Origin of the sequence: Streptomyces antimicrobicus (genome assembly GCF_020532625.1) — a bacterium.
GTDB classification, from domain to species: domain Bacteria; phylum Actinomycetota; class Actinomycetes; order Streptomycetales; family Streptomycetaceae; genus Streptomyces; species Streptomyces antimicrobicus.
This window is the reverse complement of sequence record NZ_JAJAUY010000046.1, coordinates 19,227-42,902: the sequence shown is the minus strand read 5'-3', so window position 1 is coordinate 42,902 and position 23,676 is coordinate 19,227. Positions and strand designations below refer to the sequence as shown.

At 74.4% G+C, this 23,676-nt stretch carries 18 protein-coding genes and 1 rRNA gene; 14 read left to right on the top strand and 5 right to left on the bottom strand.

Going from position 1 to position 23,676, the window contains the following annotated elements; all coding sequences use genetic code 11:
- Positions 1-70 precede the first annotated feature (70 nt).
- Positions 71-187, top strand: a 5S ribosomal RNA gene (gene rrf / locus LG632_RS14320).
- 1,362 nt (positions 188-1,549) lie between these two features.
- Positions 1,550-2,407: a tetratricopeptide repeat protein gene (locus LG632_RS14315; RefSeq protein ID WP_226727427.1), complete on the top strand. Its 858-nt coding sequence runs from the start codon at positions 1,550-1,552 to the stop codon at positions 2,405-2,407.
- Between the two features lie 60 nt (positions 2,408-2,467).
- On the opposite strand, the gene LG632_RS14310 is transcribed toward LG632_RS14315, so the two are convergent.
- Positions 2,468-3,775 (bottom strand): DUF1015 domain-containing protein, encoded by a 1,308-nt coding sequence (locus LG632_RS14310; RefSeq protein WP_226727423.1) that lies wholly within the window; start codon positions 3,773-3,775, stop codon positions 2,468-2,470.
- Positions 3,776-3,857: 82 nt separating this feature from the next.
- Between LG632_RS14310 and LG632_RS14305 the strand changes: the two genes are divergently transcribed.
- The 4 genes from LG632_RS14305 to LG632_RS14290 all read left to right on the top strand — a co-directional run bounded on the left by LG632_RS14305 (position 3,858) and on the right by LG632_RS14290 (position 7,957).
- Positions 3,858-4,895, top strand: coding sequence for an HAD hydrolase-like protein (locus tag LG632_RS14305; RefSeq protein ID WP_226727422.1), 1,038 nt, complete (start codon positions 3,858-3,860; stop codon positions 4,893-4,895).
- A 61-nt stretch (positions 4,896-4,956) separates the two neighbouring features.
- On the top strand, positions 4,957-6,003 hold the full coding sequence (locus LG632_RS14300) for a FecCD family ABC transporter permease (protein ID WP_226727421.1): 1,047 nt from the start codon (positions 4,957-4,959) through the stop codon (positions 6,001-6,003).
- A gap of 95 nt (positions 6,004-6,098) precedes the next feature.
- Positions 6,099-7,121 carry a FecCD family ABC transporter permease gene (locus LG632_RS14295; RefSeq protein ID WP_226727426.1) on the top strand — a complete coding sequence of 341 codons (1,023 nt, stop codon included), beginning with the start codon at positions 6,099-6,101 and terminating at the stop codon, positions 7,119-7,121.
- On the top strand, positions 7,118-7,957 hold the full coding sequence (locus LG632_RS14290) for an ABC transporter ATP-binding protein (protein WP_226727420.1): 840 nt from the start codon (positions 7,118-7,120) through the stop codon (positions 7,955-7,957). Before LG632_RS14295 ends, LG632_RS14290 begins: the two co-directional genes overlap by 4 nt.
- A 28-nt stretch (positions 7,958-7,985) precedes the next feature.
- On the opposite strand, the gene LG632_RS14285 is transcribed toward LG632_RS14290, so the two are convergent.
- Positions 7,986-8,333, bottom strand: coding sequence for an SCP2 sterol-binding domain-containing protein (locus LG632_RS14285; RefSeq protein ID WP_226727419.1), 348 nt, complete (start codon positions 8,331-8,333; stop codon positions 7,986-7,988).
- A 44-nt stretch (positions 8,334-8,377) separates the two neighbouring features.
- Between LG632_RS14285 and LG632_RS14280 the strand changes: the two genes are divergently transcribed.
- From LG632_RS14280 to LG632_RS14260, 5 genes are all read left to right on the top strand, one after another.
- Positions 8,378-8,731, top strand: a complete 354-nt coding sequence (locus tag LG632_RS14280; protein WP_226727418.1) for a hypothetical protein — start codon at positions 8,378-8,380, stop codon at positions 8,729-8,731.
- 7 nt (positions 8,732-8,738) lie between these two features.
- Positions 8,739-9,554, top strand: coding sequence for a TlyA family RNA methyltransferase (locus tag LG632_RS14275; protein WP_226727417.1), 816 nt, complete (start codon positions 8,739-8,741; stop codon positions 9,552-9,554).
- 20 nt (positions 9,555-9,574) lie between these two features.
- Positions 9,575-10,471 carry an NAD kinase gene (locus tag LG632_RS14270; protein ID WP_226727416.1) on the top strand — a complete coding sequence of 299 codons (897 nt, stop codon included), beginning with the start codon at positions 9,575-9,577 and terminating at the stop codon, positions 10,469-10,471.
- Positions 10,472-10,570: 99 nt separating this feature from the next.
- Positions 10,571-12,328: a DNA repair protein RecN gene (recN, locus tag LG632_RS14265; RefSeq protein WP_226727415.1), complete on the top strand. Its 1,758-nt coding sequence runs from the start codon at positions 10,571-10,573 to the stop codon at positions 12,326-12,328.
- Positions 12,329-12,550: 222 nt separating this feature from the next.
- Positions 12,551-13,615: a glycosyltransferase family 4 protein gene (locus LG632_RS14260; protein WP_226727425.1), complete on the top strand. Its 1,065-nt coding sequence runs from the start codon at positions 12,551-12,553 to the stop codon at positions 13,613-13,615.
- On the opposite strand, the gene LG632_RS14255 is transcribed toward LG632_RS14260, so the two are convergent.
- The 3 genes from LG632_RS14255 to LG632_RS14245 all read right to left on the bottom strand — a co-directional run bounded on the left by LG632_RS14255 (position 13,612) and on the right by LG632_RS14245 (position 18,591).
- Positions 13,612-15,237 carry a PucR family transcriptional regulator gene (locus LG632_RS14255; RefSeq protein WP_226727414.1) on the bottom strand — a complete coding sequence of 542 codons (1,626 nt, stop codon included), beginning with the start codon at positions 15,235-15,237 and terminating at the stop codon, positions 13,612-13,614. The genes LG632_RS14260 and LG632_RS14255 overlap by 4 nt on opposite strands.
- A 110-nt stretch (positions 15,238-15,347) precedes the next feature.
- The gene (locus tag LG632_RS14250; RefSeq protein WP_226727413.1) at positions 15,348-16,727 is read right to left on the bottom strand and encodes an FAD-binding oxidoreductase; all 1,380 of its coding nucleotides are present in this window, start codon (positions 16,725-16,727) and stop codon (positions 15,348-15,350) included.
- Between the two features lie 58 nt (positions 16,728-16,785).
- Positions 16,786-18,591: a glycoside hydrolase family 15 protein gene (locus tag LG632_RS14245; RefSeq protein ID WP_226727412.1), complete on the bottom strand. Its 1,806-nt coding sequence runs from the start codon at positions 18,589-18,591 to the stop codon at positions 16,786-16,788.
- Positions 18,592-19,136: 545 nt separating this feature from the next.
- Between LG632_RS14245 and pyrG the strand changes: the two genes are divergently transcribed.
- The 3 genes from pyrG to LG632_RS14230 all read left to right on the top strand — a co-directional run bounded on the left by pyrG (position 19,137) and on the right by LG632_RS14230 (position 23,629).
- A complete protein-coding gene (gene pyrG, locus LG632_RS14240) occupies positions 19,137-20,789 on the top strand; it encodes a CTP synthase (protein WP_226727411.1) in 1,653 nt (550 codons plus the stop codon).
- Positions 20,790-20,870: 81 nt separating this feature from the next.
- The gene (locus tag LG632_RS14235) at positions 20,871-21,500 is read left to right on the top strand and encodes an NUDIX domain-containing protein (protein WP_226727410.1); all 630 of its coding nucleotides are present in this window, start codon (positions 20,871-20,873) and stop codon (positions 21,498-21,500) included.
- A gap of 155 nt (positions 21,501-21,655) precedes the next feature.
- Positions 21,656-23,629, top strand: a complete 1,974-nt coding sequence (locus LG632_RS14230) for a tetratricopeptide repeat protein (RefSeq protein WP_226727409.1) — start codon at positions 21,656-21,658, stop codon at positions 23,627-23,629.
- Positions 23,630-23,676: the final 47 nt, after the last annotated feature.

The following is a 23,676-nucleotide window of genomic DNA, read 5'->3' as shown; positions in this document are numbered from 1 at the left end:
CAACGAACAGTTGCTGGTTTGAGCAGAACACAACTACAGAGTGTGCTTGTTCGCTCGAAACCGATAGGGTTTCGGTGGTCATAGCGTTAGGGAAACGCCCGGTTACATTCCGAACCCGGAAGCTAAGCCTTTCAGCGCCGATGGTACTGCAGGGGGGACCCTGTGGGAGAGTAGGACGCCGCCGAACAATCTTTCAAAGGACCCTTGGTCCTCAGCGTTCACGCTGAGGACCAAGGGTCCTTTTTGTTTTGCACCTCTTTACGCCGAAGCGCGGCCATGGGCTGGTTGCGCGAGAATGACTAGCGGTACCCCGAAGACAGGAGTCACACCCATGTCCAACTCTCCCGACGATCGTCCGGAGCGCGAGCCCCGTCGCAACGACGGTGGTGACAGGGGCGGCTACCGCGGGGGCTACCGCCGCGACGACCGTGGCGGCCGTCCCGGTGGCGGCGGCTACCGCCGTGACGACCGTGGTGGCCGCCCGGCCGGCGACCGCCCGTCCTTCCGCCGCGACGACGACCGTGGCGGACCGCGCCGTGACGACGACCGCGGGGGCTACCGCGGCCGTGACGACCGGGGTGGCTTCCGTCGTGACGACCGTGGTGGCGAGCGCCGCGACGACCGTCCGCCCTTCCGCCGTGACGACCGCGGCGACCGCCGCGACGACCGCGGTGGCTTCCGCCGTGACGACCGTCCGTCGTTCCGCCGCGACGACCGCGGCGACCGCGGTGACCGGCCGAGCTACCCGCGCCGTGACGACGACCGTGGTGGGTTCCGCCGCGACGACCGCCGCGACGAGCGCCCGTCCTTCCGCCGTGACGACCGCGGTGACCGCGGCGACCGCCGTGACGACCGTGGCGGCTTCCGCCGTGACGACCGTCCGTCGTTCCGCCGCGACGACCGCGGCGACCGCGGTGACCGGCCGAGCTACCCGCGCCGCGACGACCGGGGCGAGCGTCCCAGCTACCCGCGCCGTGACGACGACCGTGGCGGCTTCCGCCGCGACGACCGCCGCGACGAGCGCCCGCCCTTCCGCCGCGACGACCGTGGCGACCGCCGCGACGACCGTCCGCCGTTCCGCCGCGACGACCGTGGCGACCGGCCCTCGTTCCGCCGTGACGACCGCGGTGACCGGCCGAGCTACCCGCGCCGCGACGACCGGGGCGACCGGCCCAGCTACCCGCGCCGTGACGACGACCGTGGCGGCTTCCGCCGCGACGACCGCCGCGACGAGCGCCCGCCCTTCCGCCGCGACGACCGCGGTGACCGCGGCGACCGCCGCGACGACCGCGGCGGCTTCCGCCGTGACGACCGGGGTGGCGAGCGCGGCGGCTACCGCGGCCGTGACGACCGCGGCGGCGACCGTGGCGGGTTCCGCGGCCGGGACGACCGCGGCGGCGACCGCGGCGGGTACCGGGGCCGTGACGACCGCGGTGGGTACCGGGGCCGTGAGGAGCGGGACCGGGACTTCCGGGACCGCGGGGACCGCGAGCCGGTCAAGCGGCTGCCGATCGACGAGGACGTCACCGGCGACGAGATCGACGCCGACGTGCGCCAGGAGCTCATGAGCCTGCCCAAGGGCCTGGCCGAGGAGGTCTCCAAGAACCTGGTCATGGTGGCCCGGCTGATCGACGAGGAGCCGGAGCAGGCGTACGCGTACTCGCGGATCGCCCTGCGGCTGGCCTCCCGGGTCGCCGCCGTGCGTGAGGCCGCCGGGTTCGCGGCGTACGCCAGCCAGAAGTTCAGCGAGGCGCTGGCCGAGTTCCGCGCCGCCCGCCGGATGACCGGTTCCGTCGAGCTGTGGCCCGTCATGGCCGACTGCGAGCGCGGCCTCGGCCGTCCGGAGCGGGCGCTGGCGATGGCCGGCGAGCCCGAGGTGCAGAAGCTCGACAAGGCCGGCCAGGTCGAGATGCGGCTGGTGGCCGCCGGTGCGCGCCGGGACATGGGGCAGCTGGACGCCGCCATCGTGACCCTGCAGAGCCCGGAGCTGGCCTCCCACTCCGTCCAGCCGTGGACGGCCCGGCTGCGGTACGCCTACGCCGACGCGCTGCTGGCCGCCGGCCGTGAGGACGAGGCGCGCGAGTGGTTCGCCAAGACCGTCGAGGCCGACAAGGACGGGGCCACGGACGCCTCGGACCGGCTGGCCGAGATGGACGGCGTCGAGTTCGTGGACGCGATGCACTCCGAGGACGAGGACGACAGCGCGGCCGAGGGCCGCGACCTGGGCGCCGACGAGTTCGAGGACGACGAGGACGATGACCAGGACCCGGCCGAGGTGGCCCGGGCCGAGGCCGCCGGCGACGTGACCGAGTACTACGACGAGGACGACGAGGAGTACGAGCCCCTCGACCGTGCCGAGGCGGACGCGGACTCGGACGACGACCGCAAGTCCGGCGGTCGTGCCTGAGAAGTGACGGACGAAGGGCGGCACCCCCGTGGGGGTGCCGCCCTTCGGCGTCCTGGGTGCTCAGTCCATGCGGCGCAGTACGAGTCCCGTCGCCGGCTTCGGGCCGAACGAGGTGGACTTGCGCGGCATGGTGACGCCCTGGCGGGCCAGCTCGCGGACGACCTCCTCGCGGACCGGGTGCAGCAGCACCGCGGTGCCGCCGTGGCGCTCGGCCATGGCGATGGTGGCCTCGGTGTCGTGGATGTACGTGATCTGCTCGGGGGTGTCCGGCACGTGCCAGAGCTCCTCCAGCAAGGTCGCGTGCAGCACGGTCGCGTCCAGGCGGCGCCAGGCCTCGGGGCGGTCGTGCCGTACGGTGCGGTCGATCAGCGCCGGGTCCGGGTCGGTGACCAGGTGGAAGCGGCCGTCGCCGGTGAGCAGGAAGGCGTTGCCCTCGGCCGCGGCCGCCCCCAGGGCCTCCAGGGCGGCGGGGAGCGGGCCGTCGACCGTGCGCACGCGGAAGTGGCCGTCCAGGGCGGCCAGGGCGTCGGCGACCGGGAGGCGGCGCAGCATCCGGTGGATGGCGCGGACCTGGAGCGGGTAGCGGACGGTGTCCACGAGGAGGACGAGGCCGAAGTCCCAGGAGCTGGTGGGGTCCTGGGGGTCTTCCTGGTGGTCCCGCTGTTCCTGCTGGAGGCGCAGGTACGTCGCCCAGCGGTGGTGGCCGTCGGCGATGAGGGCCTGACGATGGCTGAGATCGGCCGTCACGACGGCGAGTTCGGCGGGGTCGGTGACGGCCCACAGGCGGTGGCAGACGCCGTCCTCGGTGGTGGTGGACAGCAGCGGGGTGCGCGCGGCGGTGGCCTCCACGACGGCGGAGGTGCCGGTGTCCGCGGTGGGGGCCGGGTCGTCGCCGACGTAGGTCAGCAGCAGCGGTTCGAGGTTGGCTCCGGTGGCGCGCATCAGGCCGGCCCGGTCGGTGACGACGTGGGGCATGACGTCCTCGTGCGGGAGGACGACGCCGGCGTCGGCGGGGGACAGGGCGAGGGCACCGATGATCCCGCGCTGGAGGAGGTCGCCCTTGCGTTGTTCGTAGACGTACAGGGCGGGTTCGGGGTCGGCGCGCAGGACGCCCTCGGCGAGCCAGCTGCCCAGGGTGCGGGCGGCCTGCTCGCCCCGGGCTTCGGCGGTGTCGGCCTGGGGGAGGATCAGCCGGACGATGTTGTGCGGGTCGGCGGACTCCAGGTGGTTGAGTCCGTCGGGGCGTACGACCACGTCGTAGGGCGGCGAGGTGACGGCGGCGAGGCTGCCGACGCGTTCGGGGACGTAGCGCAGCCCGCGGAAGGGGATCAGGCGAAGTCCGTGTTCCTCGGTGCCAGGTGTGGTCATTGGTGCATCGTAAGGTGCGTCTCGCCATGCGGGATGATCGGGGGAGACAAGATCTGTCAAGATCATCGAAGGAGCGGACAGGATGAGTCGGCACAGCAGGACCATGCCCTCCGGGAGCGAGCGGAGCCTGCACCAGGCGTACGACACCGCCCTGCTGGATCTCGACGGGGTGGTGTACGCGGGCGGTCAGGCGATCGCGCACGCGGTGGAGTCGCTGGGGGCGGCCCGGGCCGACGGGATGCACCTGGCGTACGTCACCAACAACGCGCTGCGCACGCCCGACGCGGTGGCCGAGCACCTGACCGAACTGGGCGTCCCGGCCGCGGCGGGCGATGTGATCACGTCCGCGCAGGCGGTGGCCCGGCTGATGGCCGAGCAGTTGCCGGCCGGGGCGAAGGTGCTGGTGGTCGGCGGCGAGGGGCTGCGGGTGGCGCTGCGCGAGCGCGGCCTGGTGCCGGTGGACTCGGCCGACGAGCCGGACCTGGCGGCGGTGGTGCAGGGGTACGGCGGCCCGGAGCTGCCGTGGAGCCGGTTCGCGGAGGCCAGTTACGCCGTCGCGCGCGGGCTGCCGTGGTTCGCGTCGAACACCGATCTGACGATCCCGAGCGCGCGGGGCATCGCGCCGGGCAACGGGGCGGCGGTGGAGGTCGTACGGATCGCCACGGGTGCCGAGCCGCAGGTGGCGGGCAAGCCGTTGCCGCCGATGCACCGCGAGACGATCCTGCGCACGGGCGCGGAGCGGCCGCTGGTGGTCGGCGACCGGCTGGACACCGACATCGAGGGCGCCTTCAACGGGGAGGTCGACTCGCTGCTGGTGCTCACCGGCGTGACGGACGCCGCCCAGCTGCTGCGGGCCGAGCCGCGGCACCGGCCGACGTACGTGGACCGGGACCTGCGGGGGCTGCTGACTCCGCAGCCGGCAGTGACGGCGCAGGCCGGGGTGTTCCGCTGCGGGGGCTGGACGGCGTCGGCCGCGCAGGGGCAGCTGGAGCTGGGCGGCGAGGGCGACGGCGACCCGATGGACGGACTGCGGGTGCTGTGCGCCGCCGCCTGGAGTGCCGCCGGGGACGCGGCGTGCACGCTGGACGCGGGGAAGGCGCTGGCGCGGCTGGGGCTGTGAGCAGGGCCTTCGGGTGCTCCGGGAGATCGGAATCGGCGGAGGCTAGGCTAACCTAACTTCCGTGTTGGTCGAGAGTCCTCCCTCAAAGAGCGCGGCGCCGGTCGCCGCCACCCGCCCGCGGAACGCCGCGCGCACCGCGGGGTTGCTGGCCGCCCTGGGCGTGCTGGCGGCGATCGCGGTGGCGTCCATCGCCGTGGGCGCCAAGCAGATGCCGCTCGATCAGGTCTGGCACGGCCTGTTCGGCTACTCGGGCACCCCGTCCGACGTGGTGGTGCGCGACCTGCGGGTGCCGCGCACGCTGCTCGGGCTGATGGTGGGCGCGGCGCTCGGCCTGTCGGGCGCGGTCATGCAGGCGCTGACCCGCAACCCGCTGGCCGAGCCCGGCATCCTCGGCGTCAACGCCGGTGCCGCGGCGGCCGTGGTGTCGGCGATCAGCTTCCTCGGGGCGTCCTCGCTGACCGAGTACGTCTGGTACGCGTTCGCCGGAGCCGCGCTGGTCTCGGTGCTCGTCTACGTCCTCGGCGGCAGCCGCGCGGCCACGCCCGTACGGCTCGCCCTGGCCGGTACGGCGGCCAGTTTCGCCCTGGTCAGCTACGTCAACGCGGTCCAGCTGATGGACAGCAAGGCGCTGGACAAGCTGCGCTTCTGGACGGTGGGTTCGCTGGCCTCGGCCACCATGGACACCGCCGTGCGGGTGGCGCCGTTCATCGCCGTCGGCGCGGTGCTCGCGCTGCTGCTGGGGCGGCCCCTGAACGCCATGGCCATGGGCGACGACACCGCGCGGGCGCTCGGTGCGGATCTGACCCGGACCCGCGTCACCGCCATGGTGGCCGTCACGCTGCTGTGCGGCGCGGCCACCGCCGCCTGCGGGCCGATCGTCTTCATCGGCCTGATGATCCCGCACCTGGTGCGCGTGTTCACCGGCCCCGACATGCGCTGGGTGCTGGCCTACTCGGCCGTCCTGTCGCCGGTCCTGCTGCTGGGCGCGGACGTCCTCGGCCGGGTCGTCACCCGGCCCGCCGAGCTCCAGGTCGGCATCGTCACCGCGCTGATCGGCGGGCCCGTCTTCATCGTCCTGGTCCGCCGCAAGAGGATGGCTCAGCTGTGACCGTGACTGCCCACTCCCCGGCCGGCGGCCCCGAGCGGCCCGGCGGCCCAGACCGGCCCGGGCGCCCCGAGACGTCCGGCCGACCCGCGACCCGGGTGCTGCGCGGCCCCGCCGGGACCTCCCTGCGGGTGGAGCCGCGCGCCCTGACCGCCGGGCTGGTGCTGGCCGCGGCCGCCGCCGTGGCGGCCGTGGTCCTCGTCGGCACCGGCGACTTCGAGATAGCCCCCTGGGACGTCGTCCAGACCCTGCTGGGCAACGGCACCCCGGCGAACGACTTCATCGTCAACGACCTGCGGCTGCCGCGCGTGCTGGTCGCGCTGCTGGTGGGCGCGGCCCTCGGCATGGCCGGCGGCGTCTTCCAGGCCGTCTCGCGCAACCCGCTGGGCTCGCCCGACCTGCTCGGCTTCGGCTACGGCTCGGCGGTCGGCGCCCTCGCGGTCATCATCCTGTTCAAGGGCGACGCCAACCAGGTCGCCCTCGGCGCGGTCCTGGGCGGGCTGCTGACCGGCCTGGCCATCTACGCGCTGGCGTACAAGCAGGGCATCCACGGCTACCGGCTGGTCCTCGTCGGCATCGGCGCGTCCGCGGTCCTGGTGGCGCTGATCCAGTACCTGCTGACCAAGGCCCAGGTGGTCGAGGCCACCCGCGCCCTGGTCTGGCTGACCGGCTCGCTGGCCGGGCGGGACTGGGCGCAGGTGTGGCCGCTGCTGGTGACCTGCGGCGTGCTGTTCCCGCTGGTCCTCTCCCAGGGCCGGGCCCTGCGGATGATGGAGATGGGCGACGACGCCGCGTACGCCCTCGGGGTGCGGGTCGAGCGCACCCGCTTCCTGCTCATGCTGGCGGCCGTCCTGCTGACCACGGCGGCCGCCGCCGCGGCCGGCCCCATCACCTTCGTCGCCCTGGCCGCGCCCCAGCTGGCCCGGCGGCTGACCCGCTCGCCCGGGTCGAACCTGCTCTCCGCCGCGCTGATGGGCGCCGTGCTGCTGCTGGTCTCCGACTGGGCCTCGCAGCGGGCCTTCGGCTCGGACCAGCTGCCGGTGGGTGTGGTGACCGGTCTGGTCGGCGGTGTCTATCTGCTGTGGCTGCTCGTCACCGAGCGCAAGGCAGGACGCATATGAACCCAAGGAGTACGGACGTGCAGCGGCTGACCGCCCAGAACGTGACCCTCGCCTACGAGCAGCGGGTCATCGCCGAGAACCTGTCGGTGGAGATCCCCGACCACTCGTTCACGGTGATCGTCGGCCCCAACGCGTGCGGCAAGTCGACGCTGCTGCGGGCCCTGTCGCGGATGCTGAAGCCGGCCGCCGGGCAGGTCCTGCTGGACGGGCAGGCCATCGGCTCGCTGCCGGCCAAGCAGGTCGCGCGGACCCTCGGCCTGCTGCCGCAGTCCTCGACCGCCCCCGACGGCATCACCGTCGCCGACCTGGTCGCCCGCGGCCGCTACCCGCACCAGGGGCTGCTGCGGCAGTGGTCGGCGCAGGACGAGCGGATCGTGGCGGAGTCGATGGCCTCCACCGGGGTCGCCGAACTCGCCGACCGGGCGGTGGACGAGTTGTCGGGCGGCCAGCGCCAGCGGGTGTGGATCGCGATGGCCCTGGCCCAGCAGACCCCGCTGCTGCTGCTCGACGAGCCCACCACCTACCTGGACATCCAGCACCAGCTGGACGTGCTCGACCTGTGCGCGGAGCTGCACGAGGAGCAGGGGCGCACGCTGGTCGCCGTCCTGCACGACCTCAACCACGCCGCCCGCTACGCCACCCACCTGATCGCGATGCGCGGCGGCACGGTGGTGGCCGAGGGCCCGCCGGCCGAGGTGGTCACGGCGGAGCTGGTGGAGCGGGTCTTCGGGCTGAAGTGCCAGGTCATCGACGACCCCGAGACGGGCACCCCGCTGGTGGTCCCGGCCACCCGGCAGGCCCGGGCGAAGGCGTCGGCGCCGGCCGCCGCGGTCTGAGCGGCGGGGCGTCGCAGCGGCGGGGCCGTCACAGCAGGGAGCGCAGGCGCAGCAGGTCGCGCACGCCCGCCTCCAGCCGGACCCGGCCGGTGGCCCAGGCCTTGGCGAAGTTCAGCTCGCCCTCGACCAGCGCCACCAGGTCGTCGCCGGTCATCGCCAGCCGGATCTGGGCCTTCGTGGCGGGCGGGCCGGGACGGACGCCGTCCACCCGGATCCGGCCGCCCGCGAGCCGGCCGGTGAAGGTCCGGTCGAGGTCGGTGACGTGGCAGCTGAGCGATCGGTCGAGCGCGGCCGCGCCGCGCACGTCGTCGCCGGCCCGGGCCAGATTGTCGGAGAGCTTGTCGAGCGCCGCGCGGCACTCCTGGGTGGTCGCCATCGTGATCACGACCGTACCGCAGTCCCAGGGGGTAGCGTCGGGGCATGACCGACGAAGTGAACCCGGACGGGGACCCGGCGGACGCGGACCCGGCGGACCCGGCCCCCGCCGACGGGACCCCGGCGGGCGGCGCCCCCGCGGCCGACGCCCCGGCGCACGCCGTCCCCGAGGACGACGGGAGCGCCGACGCGCCCGCCGGCCCGGCCCCGCTGGGCGTCGTACGGATGCCCACCGGCCACGCCGGGGTGGACGCGCTGCTGGAGCGGCTGGCCGACGCCGACCACCTCCCGGCGGACGGACATGTCGAGGTGTACGAGGATGTTCACAGGGGACTGCGTGACGCGCTGACCGCGCTGGACGCCGCCCCCGCCCCTCGTCCGTACGACAACAGGAGCTGAACCGAACGTGGCTGGAGTGGCACGCCGCCGCCTGGACGCCGAACTCGTCCGCCGCAAGATGGCGCGCTCGCGGGAGCACGCGGGCCAGCTGATCGCCGCCGGCCGGGTCACCGTCGGCGGGGCCACCGCGACCAAGGCGGCCACCCAGGTCGAGACCAGCGCCGCCCTGGTGGTGCTCAAGGACGACAGCGACCCCGACTACGTCTCGCGCGGCGGGCACAAGCTGGCCGGGGCGCTCGCCGCCTTCGTCCCGCAGGGGCTGCGCGTCGAGGGCCGGCGGGCGCTGGACGCGGGCGCCTCCACCGGCGGGTTCACCGACGTCCTGCTGCGCGCCGGGGTGGCCCACGTGGTGGCCGTCGACGTCGGCTACGGGCAGCTGGCGTGGTCGCTGCAGAGCGACGAGCGGGTCACCGTCAAGGACCGCACCAACGTGCGCGAGCTCACCCTGGAGCAGATCGACGGCATCCCCGTCGACCTCGTCGTCGGTGACCTGTCCTTCATCTCCATCGGGCTGGTGCTGCCCGCGCTGGTGCGGTGCACGGCGCCGGACGCGGACCTGGTGCTGATGGTGAAGCCGCAGTTCGAGGTGGGCAAGGAGCGCCTGGGCAGCGGCGGCGTGGTGCGCAGCCCGGAGCTGCGCGCGCAGGCCGTGTGCGAGGTCGCCCGGCAGGCGGGGGAGCTGGGGCTGGGCGTGCTCGGGGTGACCGCGAGTCCGCTGCCCGGCCCGTCGGGGAACGTCGAGTACTTTCTGTGGCTGCGGGCGGGGGCACCGGCCCTCGACCCGGCCGATGTTGACCGTGCAGTGGCGGAGGGGCCGCGGTGACAACTTCAACAGGGGGTTCCGTGACGGGGCGGACCGTCTTCCTGCTCGCGCACACCGGACGGCCGGCGGCCATCCGCAGCGCGGAGCTGGTCGTACAGGGTCTGCTGCGCAGCGGACTGGGGGTACGGGTACTCAAGCACGAGGCGGTGAACCTGCCGCTGCCGCCCGAGGTGGAGCTGGTCACCGAGACCACGCCCGGCGTGCTCGACGGCTGCGAGCTGCTGATCGTGCTCGGCGGCGACGGCACGCTGCTGCGCGGCGCGGAGTTCGCGCGCGGCTCCGGGGTGCCGATGCTCGGGGTCAACCTCGGACGGGTGGGCTTCCTCGCCGAGGCCGAGCGGGACGACCTGGACAAGGTCGTGGACCGGGTGGTCACCCGGGACTACGAGGTCGAGGAGCGGATGACCCTCGACGTGATCGTGCGGACCAACGGGGACGTCGTCCACCGGGACTGGGCGCTCAACGAGGCCGCCGTGCAGAAGGTGTCCCCGGAGCGGATGCTCGAGGTCGTCCTGGAGATCGACGGCCGGCCGGTCACGGGCTTCGGCTGCGACGGGATCGTCTGCGCGACGCCGACCGGCTCGACGGCGTACGCGTTCTCCGCCGGCGGCCCCGTGGTCTGGCCGGAGGTGGAGGCGCTGCTGATGGTCCCGATCAGCGCGCACGCGCTGTTCGCGAAGCCGCTGGTGACCTCGCCGGACTCGGTGCTGGCGGTGGAGGTCCAGACCGGGACCCCGCACGGCGTGCTGTGGTGCGACGGGCGGCGCACGCTGGAGCTGCCGCCGAGCGCCCGCGTGGAGGTCCGCCGCGGCAGCGTGCCGGTGCGGCTGGCGCGGCTGCACCACGCGGTGTTCACCGACCGGCTGGTGGCGAAGTTCGCGCTGCCGGTGTCCGGCTGGCGCGGCGCCCCGCACTGACGGGCGCGGCCCGTGCCACCTGCCCCGTCAGGGTGACGGGGCAGGTGGCCGACCAGCGGGTGAGGGGGCGAGGTCACATCCGACGTGCCAAACCTCTGTATGGTCTTCAGCGTGCTTGAGGAGATGCGGATACGGTCGCTGGGCGTCATCGACGACGCGGTGGTCGAGCTGTCGCCCGGATTCACCGCGGTGACCGGCGAGACCGGCGCGGGCAAGACGATGGTCGTCACCAGCCTCGGGCTGCTGCTCGGCGGCCGGGCCGACCCGGCGCTGGTACGGATCGGGTCCAAGGCGGCGGTCGTCGAGGGCCGCATCGTGATGCGGCCGGACGCCCCCGCCGCCGTACGGGCCGAGGAGGCCGGGGCCGAGCTGGACGACGGCGCGCTGCTGATCAGCCGCACCGTCTCCGCCGAGGGGCGCTCGCGCGCCCACGTCGGCGGCCGCTCGGTGCCCGTCGGGCTGCTGGGTGAGCTCGCCGACGACCTGGTCGCCGTCCACGGCCAGACCGACCAGCAGGGCCTGCTGCGGCCCGCCCGGCAGCGGCAGGCCCTGGACCGGTACGCCGGCGACGCGGTCGCCGTCCCGCTGGAGAAGTACGCGGCCGCCTACCGGCGGCTGCGGGCCGTGGCGGCCGAGCTGGAGGAGATCACCACCCGGGCCCGGGAACGGGCCCAGGAGGCCGACCTGCTGCGCTTCGGGCTGGACGAGATCGCCGCCGTGGAACCGCGGGCCGGCGAGGACGCCGAGCTCGCCGCCGAGGCCGAGCGGCTCGGCCACGCCGAGTCGCTGGCGGGTGCCGCCCAGCTCGCGCACCGCGCGCTCGCGGGCGATCCGGAGGACCCCGAGGGCGTCGACGCCAGCACCCTGGTCGCGGGCGCGCACCGGGCGCTGGACGCCGTACGGGCGCACGACCCGGCGCTCGCCTCGCTCGCCGAGCGGATCGGGGAGCTGGGCATCCTGCTGGCGGACGTGGCCGGGGAGCTCGCCGGGTACGCCGACGACCTGGACGCCGATCCGCTGCGGCTGGCCGCGGTGGAGGAGCGGCGCGCGGCGCTGCTGCAGCTGGTGCGCAAGTACGGCACCGCCGAGGAGGGCGTCGACGCGGTCCTGCGGTGGGCCGAGACGGGTGCCGCCCGGCTGCTGGAGCTGGACGGCGACGACGAGCGGATCACCGAACTGACCGCCGAGCGGGACGCGCTGCGGGCGGAACTGTCCGGACTGGCCCAGGCCCTGACCGACGCCCGGACGGAGGCGGCCGAGCGGTTCGCCGCCGCCGTGACCGCGGAGCTGGCGTCGCTGGCGATGCCGCACGCGCGGGTCACCATCGACATCCGGCAGACCGAGGACCCCTCCGGGGAGGGCGTCGAGGTCGGCGGCCGGCCGGTCCTGTACGGGCCGACCGGCGCGGACGAGGTCGAGCTGCTGCTCGCCCCGCACCCCGGCGCCCAGCCCCGGCCGATCGCCAAGGGCGCCTCGGGCGGTGAGCTGTCCCGGGTGATGCTCGCGGTGGAGGTCGTCTTCGCGGGCTCGGACCCGGTTCCGACGTACCTGTTCGACGAGGTGGACGCGGGCGTCGGCGGCAAGGCGGCGGTCGAGGTCGGGCGGCGGCTGGCGAAGCTGGCCAAGTCGGCGCAGGTCGTGGTCGTCACGCACCTGCCGCAGGTGGCCGCGTTCGCGGACCGGCAGCTGCTGGTGGAGAAGACCAACGACGGCTCGGTGACGCGCAGCGGTGTCACGGTGCTGGAGGGCGAGGCCCGGGTCCGCGAGCTGTCGCGGATGCTGGCCGGCCAGGAGGACTCCGAGACGGCCCGCGCCCATGCGGAGGAGCTCCTCGCGGCGGCCCGCGCCGACGGCTGAGGTCCGTCACCCCGGGTGCCCCGGGGTGACGGACATGTAGCCCGTGTGGGTGATAGCTGACGGCGCGCGGGGTCATCCCGGCCGGGATCCGCACCCGAATGGTCTCGGAACGCGCGTACGGGCTGGCATCCTGGGCGACGTCCCTGCCTCCCTCACCCAGGAGCTCCGGCCGTGAGCAGCACACCGGTTCCGGTTGCGGGCCCGCCGTTCGGGCGGGTGCCGATGCGTACCGTCCAAGTCCTCGGGGGCTCCGGCGGGGCGGGCAGCAGCGCCCACGTGCGGTCCCTGGCCGGCGGACTGGCCGCGCGCGGGGTGCGGGTGACGGTGTGCGCGCCGGTCGAGGCGGAGGGCGAGTACGACTTCACGGGCGCGGGGGCGCAGTTCACCCCGGCCGCGGTGAGCTCCCTGCGCTCGGCGTGCGCCGGCGCGGACGTGGTGCACGCGCACGGGGTGCAGGCCGGGATGCGGGCCGCCCTGGCGCTGAGCGGGTTCCGGGTGCCGCTGGTGGTGACCTGGCACGGCGGCGGGCCGGACGCCGGCGGGCCGCTGGCGCGGCTGACCCGGGTGCTGGAGCGGCGGGTGGCGCGGGCCGCCGCGGTGGTGCTGGGCACCTCCTCGGACCAGGTGGACCTGGCGCGGCTGCGCGGGGCCCGGGACGCGCGGCTCGCGCCGGTGACCGTGCCGATGGCCGCCGTCTCCTCCCACGGGGCCGAACCGGGCAAGGTCCGCGCCGAACTGGGCGCGCTGGACCGGCCGCTGCTGATCGCCGTGGGCAGCCTCGTGCCGCACCGCGGCTACGGCGTGCTGCTGGACGCCGCGCGGGCATGGCGGGCGCTGGATCCCGCGCCGCTGCTGGTCATCGCCGGGGAGGGCGCCCTGCGGGCGGCGCTGGCCCGGCGGATCGAGGCCGAGGCCCTGCCGGTGCGGCTGCTGGGGCGGCGTACGGACGTGCTGGACCTGCTGGCCGCCGCCGACGTGGCGGTGCTGCCGAGCCGTTGGGAGGCCCGGTCCCTGCTGGCGCAGGAGGCGCTGCGGGCCGGGGTGGCGCTGGTGGCGACCAAGGTCGGCGGGGTGCCCGAGCTGGTCGGTGACGCGGCCGTCCTGGTCCCCTACGGCGACGCCGAGGCCCTGGCGCGGGCGGTGACCTCCCTGATCGCCGACCCGGCCCGCCGCGCGGCCCTGGCCCGGGCCGGCCGTGCCCAGGCGGCCACCTGGCCGTCGGAGGACGACACGGTGGCCCAGGTCCTGTCGGTCTACGACGAGCTGCTGGACCGCCGGCGCCCCTAGGCCGTGCTCTGCGTGTGCCGGCGGGCCCGCAGGGCCAGGCTCAGCGACAGGACCGTCTCCGGGTCGTCCAGATCGGTGCCCAGCAGCTCCGAGATGCGGGCCAGGCGGTTGTACAGGGTCTGGCGGTTCAGGTGCAGTTCGCGGGCCGTCTCCGCCTTGCGTCCCGCGTGCGCCAGGTACGTCTCCAGCGTGGGCAGCAGCGCCGGGCGCGAGGTCGCGTCGTGCACCCGCAGCGCGCCGATCGCCCGGTCCACGAAGGCCGCCAGGTCCGGATGCTCGCGCAGCCGCCACAGCAGCAGGTCGATGTCCAGCCGGCGGGCGTCGTACCAGGGGCGGGGCGGCAGCCCGTGGGCGGCGGTGGCCGTCTCGGCGGCGTGCCGCAGCCCCGAGGAGGCCGCCGTCCAGCCGCCAGCCACGCCGACCACCACGGCCGGCGGCGCCCCGGCCCGGTCCAGCCCGGCCCGCTCCACGCCCGCCCGCAGCGCCGCCGCCACCCGGTCGGCCACCGCGGTGCGCTCGCCTTCCGACCGCAGCGCCACCAGCAGCGGAACCCTGCCCTCCACCGGGCGGACCCCCAGCAGCACCGGCACGCCCACCGCCGACAGCTCCTCCGACACCGCCCGGGCCAGCACCGACCAGTTCCCCGCCGGGCCGAGCTCCGCCGCCAGCCGCATCACCACCGGCAGCAGCGGCCCGGCCCCCGGCCGGAAGCCCAGCACCCGCGCCTGGGCCGGCGCGTCCTCGGCCGAGATCCGGCCCTCCGCCAGGTCGGTCAGGAAGTCGCCGCGCCCGCGCGCCGCGAGCTCCTCCTCCTGCCGGGCCTGCATCAGCACCACCGCGAGCACGCCCGCCGTGCGCTCGGCGGCCATCCGGTGCACCGGCAGCAGCGGGGTCGACACCCCCAGCAGCACCAGCCGGGCCCGCACCGCGCCGGTGCCCGGTCCGCCGCCGGGCACGTCGACCACGACGGCGTTCGACGGCGGGGCCTCCCCGCGCTGGCCGCGCAGCCCCTCCCACACCTGGAGCGGGTCCGCGCCCGGGTCGCCGGAGCTGCTGCCGGCGGCGTAGAGCAGCTGGGCGTCCGGGGTCTCCAGGAACACCGGGTTGGCCGTGAAGTCGGCCAGGATCCGCAGCACCTGCGGGACGCCCCCGCCGCCGAGCAGGGCCTCGGTGCACCGCCGGTGCACCTCCTCGGCCCGCTGCAGCAGCGCGTAGTGGCCGTTGACGATCTCGGTGTGGACCTCCTCGGTCACCGTCACGAACGGCACCTCGCGGTGCAGCTGCACCAGCGGCAGCCCGGCCGCCCGCGCGGTGTCCACGAGCGTCGCCGGCAGCCGGGTGAACCGCGGGCCGAGCTCCACCACCAGCGCCGCGATGCCCCGGTCGGCGAGCCGGCGGACGAACGCGCGCTGCTCGGCGGGCCGGGTGCCCAGTCCCAGGCCCGTCGTCAGCAGCAGCTCCCCGCCCTTGAGCAGGGAGGCGATGTTCGGCACCTCGCCGGCGTGCACCCAGCGCACGGTCCGCCCCAGCCGGTCGGCGCACGCCACCACCTCCGGCAGTCCGCTGCGCAGTCCGGGCAGCTCAAGTGCTCGTTGAACGGTGATCCCGCCCTGGTTGTCCATGTCGCCGGACGGTACCTCCCGGCCGGTTCCGGCCGCTACGGAGGTGCCCGCGGAGGTGCCCGCGAAGGTGCCGTCGGGGATCCCTGCGGAGCTCTCTGCCGGGCGTCCGCTCACAGCGGCTTGATGTTGTGGTTGAAGCGGAAGACGTTGTCCGGGTCGTACCTCCGCTTCACCTCGCCCAGCCGCCGCATGTTCTCCGCGCCCAGCCCGGCGACCACCCGGTCCGCGCCCTCGTCCCCGAGGAAGTTCAGGTAGACCGCGCCGGTGCGCCACGGCTCCACGGCGGCCCGCACGTCCTTGACCCAGCCGCGGACCCGGTCGTCGTCCGCCGGGTCGGACCAGACGCCGAACGGGTGCACCGCCCACGGCGCGTCCCGGTACGGCACCGGGTAGTCGGCCGGGCCCTCGGCCACCGCGCCGCCCTGCGGCCACACCAGGTGCTGGGTGCCGCTCGGCACGGGCATCGTGGCCGCCATGCCGCAGAAGGCGTCCACGAAGGCGTCGGGCGCCCCGGTCAGGTACTCCGCCGACCAGTAGTTCCGCATCCCCGGCGGGTCGTCGATCATGCACTGCAGGTCCGCGTACGGGATCGGCGTGACCATCTCGACCACGTGCGGGACCGCCAGCAGCGGCTCGGCCAGCTTGCGCATCCGGTCCTCGGGGCCGGCGTACGTCAGCAGCGCCCCGGCCAGCAGCCGCCCGACCAGCTCGGGCGGGACGAACTCCTCCGGCGGGCCGGTCAGGTACAGCACGGCGCCGCTCGCCTCGCGCGGGGCGGACTCGATGAGGTCGCGGTAGGCGCGCAGCACCTGCGGGCCGTACTCCGGCAGGTACAGCAGGAACGCGATCGACATCTGCGGCAGGGCGTGCAGGCGCAGCGTGAGGGACGTGGCGATGCCGAAGTTCCCGCCGCCGCCGTGCAGGGCCCAGAACAGCTCGGGACGGTCCTCGGCGGTGGCCGTGACCTGCTCGCCGTCGGCGGTGACCAGCTCCACGCCCAGCAGGTTGTCCACGGCCAGGCCGCACATGCGGTCCAGCCAGCCCGACCCGCCGCCCAGCACGAAGCCGCCCACCCCGGTGCTGGAGACCCGGCCTCCGGTGGTGGCCAGCTCGTACGGCTGGCAGGCGCGGTCGAGACGGCTCATCGTGGCCCCGCCGCCGACCCGTACGGCCCGGGACGCGGGACGGACCGTGACCTCGTGCATCCGGCGCAGGTCCACCACCAGCGCGCCGTCGCCGAGCGCCGAGCCGGAGACGCTGTGCCCGCCGCCGCGCACGGCGATCGGCAGGTCCAGCTCCCGGGCGAAGCGCACGGCGGTGACCACGTCCGCCTCGCTCTCGACCTGGGCGATGACCGCCGGACGGCGGTCGACCATGGCGTTGAAGACGACCCTCGCCTCGTCGTACCCCGCGTCGCCGGGGGCGAAGACGTCGCCTGACAGATCCTCGCGGAGCGCGGCCAGGGCCGCGCCCGCCTTCGAGCCAGCCATACCCTCAGGCTAATCAGGCCCCGTACGCCCCGCCCGTCAGCCGCGGTGGCCCCGCCCGTCAGCCGCCGTAGGCCCCGCTCGCGGTCAGCCGCAGAGCGGTGTCGATCAGGGGGACGTGGCTGAAGGCCTGCGGGAAGTTGCCCACCTGCCGCTGGAGCCGCGGGTCCCACTCCTCGGCGAGCAGCCCGAGGTCGTTGCGCAGCGACAGCAGCTTCTCGAACAGCCGCCGCGCCTCGTCGACCCGGCCGATCATCGCCAGGTCGTCGGCCATCCAGAACGAGCAGGCCAGGAACGCGCCCTCGTCGCCCTCCAGGCCGTCCACACCGGCCTCCTCACCGGCCGTCGGGTAGCGCAGGATGAACCCGTCGGGGGTGGACAGCTCCCGCTGGATCGCCTCGACCGTGCCGATGACCCGCTTGTCGTCCGGCGGCAGGAAGCCGACCTGGGGGATCAGCAGCAAGGAGGCGTCCAGCTCCTTCGACCCGTAGGACTGGGTGAAGGTGTTGCGCTCCTTGTCGTAGCCCTTCTCGCAGACGTCCCGGTGGATCTCGTCGCGCAGCTCCCGCCACCGCTCCAGGGGGCCGTCGGCGTCCCCGGACTCGATCAGCTTGATCGTGCGGTCCACGGCCACCCAGGCCATCACCTTGGAGTGCACGAAGTGCCGGCGCGGGCCGCGCACCTCCCAGATGCCCTCGTCGGGCTGGTCCCAGTGGGCCTCCAGGTAGCGGATCAGCTTGAGCTGGAGCAGCGAGGCGTAGTCGCTGCGGGCCAGGCCCGTCATGTGGCCCAGGTGCAGAGCCTCGGTGACCTCGCCGTAGACGTCGAGCTGGAGCTGGTGGGCGGCGCCGTTGCCGACCCGGACCGGCTGGCTGTTCTCGTAGCCGGGCAGCCAGTCCAGCTCGGTCTCGCCGAGCTCGCGCTCGCCCGCGATGCCGTACATGATCTGCAGGTTCTCGGGGTCGCCGGCGACCGCGCGCAGCAGCCACTCGCGCCAGGCGCGGGCCTCCTCGCGGTAGCCGGTGCGCAGCAGCGAGGAGAGCGTGATCGCAGCGTCCCGCAGCCAGGTGTAGCGGTAGTCCCAGTTGCGGACCCCGCCGATCTCCTCCGGCAGCGAGGTGGTCGGCGCGGCGACGATGCCGCCGGTGGGGGCGTACGTCAGCGCCTTGAGCGTGATCAGCGAGCGGATCACGGCCTCCCGGTACGGGCCGTGGTAGGTGCAGTGCTCGACCCACTCGCGCCAGAACTCGGTGGTGGCCTCCAGCGCGGCCTCGGCGTCCGGGGTCTCCGGGGGCTCCTTGTGCGAGGGCTGCCAGCTGATGCAGAAGGCGATCCGGTCGCCGGGGCCGACGGTGAAGTCGGCGTACGTGGTGAGGTCCTTGCCGTACGTCTGCGCGTCGGTGTCCAGCCAGACCGAGTCGGGGCCGGCCACGGCGACGGTGCGGCCGTCGACCTTGTGCACCCAGGGCACCACCCGGCCGTAGCTGAACCGCATGCGCAGGGCCGACCGCATCGGCACCCGGCCGCTGACGCCCTCGACGATGCGCACCAGCTGGGGGGCGTGGTCCTCGCGGGGCGGCATGAAGTCGATCACGCGCACGGTGCCGCGCGGGGTCTCGAACTCCGACTCCAGCACCAGCGAGTCGCCGAGGTAGCGGCGGCTGGTCGCCCGGGGGATCTCGCTGCCGGGCGCGTAGGCCGGCCCGATCCGCCAGAAGCCGTGTTCCTCCGTGCCGAGGAGCGCCGCGAAGACGGCATGGGAGTCGAAACGTGGCAGACACAACCAGTCCACCGAGCCGTCCCGGCAGACCAGTGCGGCGGTCTGCATGTCCCCGATCAGTGCGTAATCCTCGATGCGCCCGGACACGTTGCATCTCCAGTCGAACGGCCACGTCCGCCCCGAAGGGCGCTTGCATTGCGCGGTTGTGCGCGGTCCTAGGGTCCCCCGCGCGAGCTCCGGATGTCGTGAACGGCTGGGTGCTGCCGTCAGGGGACGAGCCGGACTGCTCGGGCGGCGATGTGGAGCGATATCCGAGCAGGATATGTCGGCACCCTAGTGATCTCCTTAAGTCTTGGAACAATGGGGCTCCGCCAAAAGAGTGGCGAGTATTGGTGTGACCAACGGTCTGGTCACCACCTGGATGGCCGACAGCCCGGCGCGCGGCCGCGGGAGCCCGCGCGTGGCGCGGAGCGGAACGGGCCGCTCCCGGCCGCCCCGGTCAGGGCCGCGTGCCGCCGCCGCGGGCGTGGCCGGAGGCGGACCCCGCTGGTCGCTGATAGGCTGGTACCCCGTGGACCGGGAGTCCGCCTGTGCGAATCAGCGGCCCCGAAACCGCAGCTTCGGCACCCCCGGAAACGGGAGAGACGGCCGGACGCACCTCACCTCGCGACCACGGGAGCCCCCTCTTGGCGATGCCGCCCAAATCCATGACGACCAAGCACATCTTCGTCACCGGGGGTGTCGCTTCGTCCCTCGGCAAGGGCCTGACGGCCTCCAGCCTGGGTGCGCTGCTCAAGGCGCGCGGCCTGCGGGTCACCATGCAGAAGCTCGACCCGTACCTGAACGTCGACCCGGGCACCATGAACCCGTTCCAGCACGGCGAGGTGTTCGTCACCAACGACGGCGCCGAGACCGACCTGGACATCGGCCACTACGAGCGCTTCCTCGACGTCGACCTCGACGGCTCGGCCAACGTCACCACCGGCCAGGTCTACTCGACGGTGATCGCCAAGGAGCGCCGCGGCGAGTACCTGGGCGACACCGTCCAGGTCATCCCGCACATCACCAACGAGATCAAGCACCGCATCCGGCGCATGGCGACCGACGACGTCGACGTCGTGATCACCGAGGTGGGCGGCACCGTCGGCGACATCGAGTCGCTGCCGTTCCTGGAGACCGTCCGCCAGGTCCGCCACGAGGTCGGCCGGGACAACGTCTTCGTCGTGCACATCTCGCTGCTGCCCTACATCGGCCCCTCGGGCGAGCTGAAGACCAAGCCGACCCAGCACTCGGTCGCCGCCCTGCGCAACATCGGCATCCAGCCCGACGCCATCGTGCTGCGCGCCGACCGGGACGTTCCGACCTCCATCAAGCGCAAGATCTCGCTGATGTGCGACGTGGACGAGGCCGCCGTGGTCGCCGCGATCGACGCCAAGTCGATCTACGACATCCCCAAGGTGCTGCACAGCGAGGGCCTGGACGCGTACGTCGTGCGCAAGCTCGACCTGCCGTTCCGCGACGTGGACTGGACCGTCTGGGAGGACCTGCTGGACCGGGTCCACAACCCCGACCACGAGGTCACCGTCGCGCTCGTCGGCAAGTACATCGACCTGCCCGACGCCTACCTGTCGGTCACCGAGGCGCTGCGCGCCGGCGGTTTCGCCAACCGCGCCCGCGTCAAGATCAAGTGGGTGACCTCGGACGACTGCAAGACCCCGGCCGGCGCCGCCGCCCAGCTCTCCGACGTGGACGCGATCTGCGTGCCCGGCGGCTTCGGCGACCGCGGTGTCGACGGCAAGGTCGGCGCCATCACGTACGCCCGTGAGAACAAGGTCCCGCTGCTGGGCCTGTGCCTGGGCCTGCAGTGCGTGGTCATCGAGGCGGCCCGCAACCTCGCCGGGATCCCGGAGGCCAACTCCACCGAGTTCGACGCCTCCACCCCGCACCCGGTCATCTCGACCATGGAGGAGCAGCTCGCCTTCGTCGAGGGCGCGGGCGACCTGGGCGGCACCATGCGCCTGGGCATGTACCCGGCGAAGCTGGCCGAGGGTTCCATCGTGCGCGAGGTCTACGGCGACCAGGCGTACGTGGACGAGCGCCACCGCCACCGCTACGAGGTGAACAACGCCTACCGCGGCGAGCTGGAGAAGAAGGCGGGCATCGTCTTCTCCGGCACCTCCCCGGACAACAAGCTCGTCGAGTACGTCGAGTACCCGCGCGAGGTGCACCCGTACCTGGTGGCCACCCAGGCGCACCCGGAGCTCCGCTCCCGCCCGACCCGTCCGCACCCGCTGTTCGCGGGCCTGGTGAAGGCGGCCGTGGAGCGCATGCGGGCCGCCGAGTAGGTCCAGCCGGCGCATACGGTAGGCAGCCGGGGTACGAGCGCGTACCCCGGCTGTCGCGCGTTCGCAGGAGGCATCACCGTCATGGACATCAGGGATACGTCGCAGTCCTGGGAGGTCGTCTCCGCCGAGCGCCCCTTCGAGGGGGCGAAGACGGCGGTCGCCTCCGACCGGGTGCGGATGCCGGACGGGTCGACCGCGCGCCGGGACTACCAGGTGCACCCGGGATCGGTGTGCGTGCTCGCCCTGGACGAGCAGGGCCGCGTCCTGGTCCTGCGGCAGTACCGGCACCCGGTCCGGCACAAGCTCTGGGAGCTGCCCGCCGGACTGCTGGACGTGCCGGGGGAGAACCCGCTGCGGGCCGCCCAGCGCGAGCTGTACGAGGAGGCCCACGTCGAGGCCGGGGACTGGCGGGTGCTGGTGGACTTCTTCTCCTCGCCCGGCGGCTCGGACGAGGCGGTCCGGGTCTTCCTGGCCCGCGACCTCGCCGATGTGGAGGGCGAGCGCTACGCGGCGTCCGAGGAGGAGGCGGACATGGAGCTGGCCCGGGTCCCGCTGGCCGACCTGGTCCGCGGCGTACTGGAGGGACGGCTCGGCAATCCCGGGCTGGTCAGCGGGGTCCTCGCGCTGTCCGCGGCGCTGGCCTCGCCCGGCGGGCTCGACGCCCTGCGCGGGCCGCAGGCGCCGTGGCCGGCGCGGCCCTACGAGGCGTGACGCCCGCGCGGTGCAGCGGTGGGGCGGGTGCCGGGGAGTGAAAGTGTGACGATGTGTTGATCCGATTGAGGGATCTGTCCGCCGCGCTCCCCGCAGCTCGTCGCACAGAGTGAATTACGCTCTGTTTTCCCGAACGCTGGGAAAGGAGCGGATCCGTGGCGGATTTCGTCGGGCGGCGGCGTGAGCTCAAGGAGCTGCGCGAGGACATCGCACGGACCGGACTCGACACCCTCTCCGGCCGCAAGGCCAAGGCGCCGCGCGCCCGCGTCCTGCTCGTCGCCGGGCGCCCCGGCTCCGGCCGCACCGCGCTCGCCGAGGAACTCGTGCGCGAGGTGGCGCCCGAGTACCCCGGCGGCGTCCTGCGCGCCCGGCTGACCATGCCCGGCGGTGAGCCCGCCGACACCGAGGCCGTGATGCGCGGCCTGCTCCGCTCCCTGGGCCGGGCCACCCCGCCCGGCGCCGGCGAGGACGAGCTCGGCGCCGCGCTGCGCGAGGCCCTCGCCGACCGTACGGCGATCCTGCTGCTGGACGACGCCGCCGACGTCTTCCAGGTGGACGCCCTGCTGCCGGACAACCCCGACTGCCTGGTGGTCGTCACCGCCGAGGGCCCGCTCACCGGGATCCCCGACGTCCGTCCCTGCACCCTCGGCGGCCTGGACACCCCCTCGGCCGTCCAGATGCTCACCCGGCACACCGGTGACATCCGGATCGCCGCCGACCCGCGGGCCGCCGAGGCCCTCGCCGAGGCCTGCGGCAGCCAGCCCGCCGCGCTCGCCCTGGCCGGCGGCTGGCTCGCCGCCCACCCCAAGGCCTCCCTGGTCGACCTGGCCAAGCAGCTGCACGACATGCCCGCCGGGGCGGGCGGCACCGTCGCCAAGGCCTTCCAGCTCGTCCACGCCTCGCTGCCGCAGCCCGCCCAGCGCACCCTGCGGCTGCTGCCGCTGGCCCCGACCGGCCTGATCGACTCGCACACCGCCTCGGCCCTCGCCGGCTGCTCGGTCGTCGCCGCCCAGTCCACCCTGGAGGACTTCGCCCAGCTCGGCCTGCTGCGCCCGGCCGCCGACGGGCTCTTCCTGCTGCCGGGCTGCCTGGCCCCGCTGGTGCGCGGCCTGCTGGAGACCAAGGAGCGCCCGAGCGAGGTCCAGCTGGCCCGGGCCCGGATGCTGGAGCGGACCGTCCGGCTGCTGCACTCCTGCCGGGCCATGGCCGAGGCCGGTGGGGAGCCCGTACGCGAGAAGCTGGAGGGGCTGCCGCGGGCGCTGCGGTTCGCCGACCGCCGGGCCGCCGCCACCTGGCTGGACAGCAGGCTCCCCGCCCTGACCGCCGCCGCGCACCTGGCCGTCGCCGACGGCGAGCTGGACACCCTGGCCCGGCGGCTGGTGGCCGCCCTGGTCCGGGCGCTGGCCGAGCACCGCGGCACCGCGGAGGCCGCCCCCGAGCTCTACCCGCTGCACCGGCTGGTCCTGGACGTGGCCGAGCGGCGCTCGCTGCACCGCGAGCGGGCGGCGGCGCTGCTGAACCTGGCCGACCTCGACGCCGAGACCGGGCGGACCACGGAGGCGCTGGAGCGCTACCGGGCCGCGCTGGACGCCGGCCGGGCCGCCGGTGATCCGTACGCCACGGGCCGCGCGATGGAATCCGTAGGGGGTGCCCACCAGGCGCTCGGGGACTTCCACCGCGCCGCCGACTGGTTCGGCCGGGCGCTGTCCCAGGCGCTCGCGAGGGGCGAGCGGGCGGACGAGACGCGGCTGTACGGGCGGCTGGGCAACGTGCACACCCTCGCCGGTCGCTACGGCGACGCGCTGCGCAGCTGGCGGGCGGCCGCGGCGGGTCACCGCAAGGCGGGCGATGTCCCGGGACAGGCGCGGGCGTTGAGCGAAATGGCGCGGGTGCAGGAGTACGCCGGCCGCCCGGAGGAGGCGCTGCACACCTGCCGCGAGGCCGTCGAGCTGGCGCGGCGGGCCGGCGACCTGCGGCTTCAGGCCGCGCTCCAGGTGCGGCTGGCGGACACGCTGGACCGGCTGGGCGACCCGGCGGCGGCGCGGCTGCACCGCACGATGGCTGATCGCCTGTTGTCAGAGGCCCCGGCCGACCCTGTTGCCTACGAAATCCGCAGTGGATCCGACTGAGATTATTTGTTTGCAAGGCTAGACACGGGTTAATCCTTCATTAAACT

What these genes read in the sequence shown, in the direction of transcription:
- LG632_RS14310 (WP_226727423.1), bottom strand. Translation starts at nt 3,775, where the DNA reads ATGACCACACCTGGCACCGAGGAACACGGACTTCGCCTGATCCCCTTC.
- LG632_RS14305 (WP_226727422.1), top strand. Translation starts at nt 3,858, where the DNA reads ATGAGTCGGCACAGCAGGACCATGCCCTCCGGGAGCGAGCGGAGCCTG.
- LG632_RS14290 (WP_226727420.1), top strand. Translation starts at nt 7,118, where the DNA reads ATGAACCCAAGGAGTACGGACGTGCAGCGGCTGACCGCCCAGAACGTG.
- LG632_RS14285 (WP_226727419.1), bottom strand. Translation starts at nt 8,333, where the DNA reads ATGGCGACCACCCAGGAGTGCCGCGCGGCGCTCGACAAGCTCTCCGAC.
- LG632_RS14280 (WP_226727418.1), top strand. Translation starts at nt 8,378, where the DNA reads ATGACCGACGAAGTGAACCCGGACGGGGACCCGGCGGACGCGGACCCG.
- recN (WP_226727415.1), top strand. Translation starts at nt 10,571, where the DNA reads ATGGTCTTCAGCGTGCTTGAGGAGATGCGGATACGGTCGCTGGGCGTC.
- LG632_RS14260 (WP_226727425.1), top strand. Translation starts at nt 12,551, where the DNA reads ATGCGTACCGTCCAAGTCCTCGGGGGCTCCGGCGGGGCGGGCAGCAGC.
- LG632_RS14255 (WP_226727414.1), bottom strand. Translation starts at nt 15,237, where the DNA reads ATGGACAACCAGGGCGGGATCACCGTTCAACGAGCACTTGAGCTGCCC.
- LG632_RS14250 (WP_226727413.1), bottom strand. Translation starts at nt 16,727, where the DNA reads ATGGCTGGCTCGAAGGCGGGCGCGGCCCTGGCCGCGCTCCGCGAGGAT.
- pyrG (WP_226727411.1), top strand. Translation starts at nt 19,137, where the DNA reads ATGCCGCCCAAATCCATGACGACCAAGCACATCTTCGTCACCGGGGGT.
- LG632_RS14235 (WP_226727410.1), top strand. Translation starts at nt 20,871, where the DNA reads ATGGACATCAGGGATACGTCGCAGTCCTGGGAGGTCGTCTCCGCCGAG.